Here is a 3712-nt window from a genome sequence, read left to right as displayed (position 1 = left end):
TGGGTGTGTAAGCGCTGTGAGGCGTTGAGCTAACCAGTACTAATTGCCCGTGTGGCTTGACCATATAACACCCAAGCAATCCGGGTCGTGGTCTGCCATGAGAAGCGACAGTCAGGAACAGCACAGAGATTACAAGCCAGTCAGCTATCACTTTTCCCCCCTTTCGCCGTGTGGACTCAACCCCGCACAGCAACCGAATTGCTTGACGACCATAGAGCATTGGAATCATCGTCAAGCATCCAATAAAAACCCCGATCTGGAAACAGATCGGGGTTTTTTCTTGGGCGCTTGCCCATGTTTCTTCAACTACGTTTGCATCTCCCATTCATAAACCCGGCCTTCGGCGCTATCATGCGCAGTTCCTTTTTGATGGTCAGGCGCCATGTTAGCTGCACTTCTCAAGATGATGTCCGATGGGCAGTTCCACTCAGGTGAAGAGCTGGGCCGTGCACTTGGTGTCAGCCGGGCGGCTGTCTGGAAAGCGCTGAAGCGTCTGGAAGACGGTGGCTACCCCATTCAGCGCGTGAGGGGGCGTGGTTATCGCGTGCCGCCGGAGGCCTCCCTGCTTGATCTTGACGTGATTCGCGCCCACCTCGCTCCGGCGGCCGATGCCACCATCCGCTGGCAGTTGCTGGATTCGGTTGATTCCACAAATATCGAGCTGATGCGCTCTGTAGGTGCCGTAGCGGAGTCCGGAATCAAGGTCTGCCTGGCGGAGCAGCAAAGCGCCGGCAAGGGGCGACGGGGGCGACAGTGGGCCAGTCCCTATGCCCAGAATATCTATCTCTCCATCGCGCTGCCTTTCTCTGAGGGAGCTCAGAAGCTGGAAGGCCTCAGTCTGCTGGTGGGTCTCGTGTTGGTCGAGACCCTGGAAGGCGGCGGCTTTTCCGGGTGTACGCTCAAATGGCCGAACGATGTTCTGCTCGACGGTCGCAAGCTGGCCGGGATACTGGTGGAAATAGCCGGTGATCTGACATCCGAATGTGTGGCTATCGTCGGGATTGGTGTCAACGTCCTGATGGAGCGACCCGAAGATGCGATAGAGCAGCCCTGGACTTCGTTACTGCTTTCACGACAGGCAGGCGTGCTGGATCGGAACCTGCTGGTGGCGCGTTTCATTCAACGTCTTCTGGACTCCCTTGAGGTATTCCGGCAGGAGGGCTTCTCCCCCTTTGTTCCTGCCTGGCAGCGGCGTCATGGCTGGCAGGGATTGCAGGTAGTGGTGGAGGCCGGGACTACCCGACAACAGGGGCGCGCCCTGGGAGTGGATGCCCGTGGTGCGCTGCGACTAGAGACGGACAGTGGCGAGGTGTCGCTGCATGGCGGCGAAGTGAGTCTGAGGCTGGAACGATGATTCTCGAGCTCGACTGCGGCAACACACTCATCAAATGGCGACTGATGGACCGTGGAGGGCGTATCCGCGATGGGGACATGGCGCCCGACCTGGTCGAACTCCAACAGCTGCTGGGTGGTCAGGAGCGTGAAATCCATGGATGCCGGCTGGTCAGTGTACGATCCGCGGATGAAACGCAGCTGATCGTGGATCAGCTTACCAGCTGGCTTAAGCGACGGCCGCTGGTTGCACTTCCTGCAAGGACGCTGAATGGTGTCCGCAATGGCTACACGGACTATCAACGACTGGGCATGGATCGATGGCTGGCTCTGGTGGCAGGCTACGCGCTGGCCGGGCGGGCCTGCATAGTCATCGATCTCGGCACCGCGGTGACCAGTGATCTGGTTGATGATGAGGGCCGCCACCTCGGTGGGTTCATCGCTCCGGGCAGCAAGCTCCTGCGCTCTGCGCTGTTGCAGCACACCCGGCTGATTCGCTATGAAGACAAGGCCGCCTGGGATCTTGTTGACCCCAGTCCCGGCATGAACACTGCCGAGGCGGTGGAATGCGGTTGTGGGCTGATGCTGTCCGGCTTTGTCCAGGAGCAGCTGCGTGTCGCCAGGCGACTGCTGGGGGATGACCCGGCAGTGATACTCACCGGTGGCGACGCCCAGGCAGTTGTGCCGCTGATGCCCGAAGGTGTACGAGTAGTGCCTGACCTGGTCTTCCGTGGCCTGGCGCTGGCCTGCCCCATGGAGCGGGATGAATGAAATACGTTTTCCTGACCCTGCTGTTGCTGAATATCCTCTATGCGCTGTGGCAGCTGCAGGTGGTCACACCGACGCCGGAGGAAGGTCTCCACGCGCCGATTGCGGGGGTGGAGTCGCTCTCCAGTATAGAGTCGCGCGGGCAGGTCGAAGGCCGGGAAGGCGCCCCGCAAGCGTCGGAGGTTCCAGCGGTGGCCTCTGCGCTGTGTGTCACGCTGGGACGCTTCGGCAGCGCCGTGGAGGCGGAGAAGCTGCGCCAGCGGCTCCTCGTGCTGGGTGTGGCAGCGGAGCTGAAAACACGTGAGGTCGTGGTCGGCACCGATTACTGGCTGGTCATGCCGGTGGTGGGAGGAGAGCGGCACGCCGTGCTGCAGCTTTCCGCGTTGCAGGAGCAGGGGGTGGACGGCTTCCTGATATCGCGGGGTGAGCTGGCAGGGCAGTTGTCGCTGGGCCTGTTCGCTCGGGAGGAGTACGCACAGCTGCGCCGCGAGCAGTTGCGGGAGCTGGGGCATGAGGTGGACCTGCACGCGCTGAGCAAGACCGAGCAGCAATATGTGGTGGAGGTGGACAGCAAGGCGAGGCGGCTGGTGGATCAGGCCATGCTCAGCCGTCTGCGCGTAGACTTTCCGGCGCTGCAACACCAATATCAACCCTGCTCAGGCGTTGCCAACGGCGCCGGTATCCCCTAGAATGGCGACCGCTTTCCACCCGGACTGAATTGTCGGCATAAGGGCAGAAAGTGATCAGCACATTTCAAGTTGCGGTTTTTTCTAAGAAAAGTGTTGACAGAGCAGCGCCAAGTGATGAAAATGGCGCCTCTTTTACGGAGGGGTTCCCGAGCGGTCAAAGGGATCAGACTGTAAATCTGACGGCTTAGCCTTCGAAGGTTCAAATCCTTCCCCCTCCACCAGATTAGTGTTACCGGGCAGCAGCGTTTGGCGGGTATAGTTCAACGGTAGAACCTCAGCCTTCCAAGCTGATGGTGCGGGTTCGATTCCCGCTACCCGCTCCAGTCCGGTAGTGCAACGATGTACGCTCATGTAGCTCAGCTGGTAGAGCACACCCTTGGTAAGGGTGAGGTCAGCGGTTCAATTCCGCTCATGAGCTCCAGTAATAAGGCAGATATGCAAATATCTGCCTTTATTTTAATGGTCGCGTGACTCGCGCATTGCATTCAGCACAGGGGATCTCTCGAGATGGCTAAAGAGAAGTTCGAACGCAGTAAACCGCACCTGAACGTGGGCACCATCGGTCACGTTGACCATGGCAAGACCACTCTGACCGCTGCTCTGACCCGCGTTTGCGCCGAAGTATTCGGCGGCAGTGGCTCTTCCAAGGGCTACGACCAGATCGACAACGCGCCGGAAGAGAAGGCCCGTGGTATCACCATCAACACCTCCCACGTTGAGTATGATTCCCCGACCCGCCACTACGCGCACGTTGACTGCCCCGGTCACGCTGACTATGTGAAGAACATGATCACCGGTGCTGCCCAGATGGACGGCGCGATCCTGGTCTGCTCCGCTGCTGACGGCCCCATGCCGCAGACCCGCGAGCACATCCTGCTGTCCCGTCAGGTTGGCGTTCCCTACATCGTCGTGTTCCTGAACAA

The 3712-nt window shown here is 59.8% G+C and carries 4 protein-coding genes and 3 tRNA genes; all 7 read left to right on the top strand.

Annotated elements, in window-relative coordinates; genetic code table 11:
• The first annotated feature begins 382 nt into the window (after positions 1 to 382).
• On the top strand, positions 383 to 1354 hold the full coding sequence (locus IEW63_RS14450) for a biotin--[acetyl-CoA-carboxylase] ligase (RefSeq protein ID WP_188637335.1): 972 nt from the start codon (positions 383 to 385) through the stop codon (positions 1352 to 1354).
• Positions 1351 to 2103, top strand: a complete 753-nt coding sequence (locus tag IEW63_RS14445; RefSeq protein ID WP_188637334.1) for a type III pantothenate kinase — start codon at positions 1351 to 1353, stop codon at positions 2101 to 2103. The genes IEW63_RS14450 and IEW63_RS14445 overlap by 4 nt, the downstream gene beginning before the upstream one ends.
• A complete protein-coding gene (locus IEW63_RS14440; protein WP_188637333.1) occupies positions 2100 to 2789 on the top strand; it encodes a hypothetical protein in 690 nt (229 codons plus the stop codon). Before IEW63_RS14445 ends, IEW63_RS14440 begins: the two co-directional genes overlap by 4 nt.
• 136 nt (positions 2790 to 2925) lie before the next feature.
• Positions 2926 to 3010 (top strand) — tRNA-Tyr (locus IEW63_RS14435).
• A 28-nt stretch (positions 3011 to 3038) separates the two neighbouring features.
• Positions 3039 to 3112 (top strand) — tRNA-Gly (locus tag IEW63_RS14430).
• A 22-nt stretch (positions 3113 to 3134) separates the two neighbouring features.
• A tRNA-Thr gene (locus IEW63_RS14425) sits at positions 3135 to 3210 on the top strand.
• Between the two features lie 86 nt (positions 3211 to 3296).
• The coding region (locus IEW63_RS14420) for a GTP-binding protein (protein ID WP_188637332.1) at positions 3297 to 3712 on the top strand (416 nt) is incomplete at its 3' end.

Source organism: Halopseudomonas pertucinogena, assembly GCF_014646575.1.
In the GTDB taxonomy this organism is placed as follows: Bacteria; Pseudomonadota; Gammaproteobacteria; order Pseudomonadales; family Pseudomonadaceae; genus Halopseudomonas; species Halopseudomonas pertucinogena.
This window is presented reverse-complemented; position numbering and strand designations above follow the sequence as displayed.

What these genes read in the sequence shown, in the direction of transcription:
- IEW63_RS14450 (WP_188637335.1), top strand. Translation starts at nt 383, where the DNA reads ATGTTAGCTGCACTTCTCAAGATGATGTCCGATGGGCAGTTCCACTCA.
- IEW63_RS14445 (WP_188637334.1), top strand. Translation starts at nt 1,351, where the DNA reads ATGATTCTCGAGCTCGACTGCGGCAACACACTCATCAAATGGCGACTG.
- IEW63_RS14440 (WP_188637333.1), top strand. Translation starts at nt 2,100, where the DNA reads ATGAAATACGTTTTCCTGACCCTGCTGTTGCTGAATATCCTCTATGCG.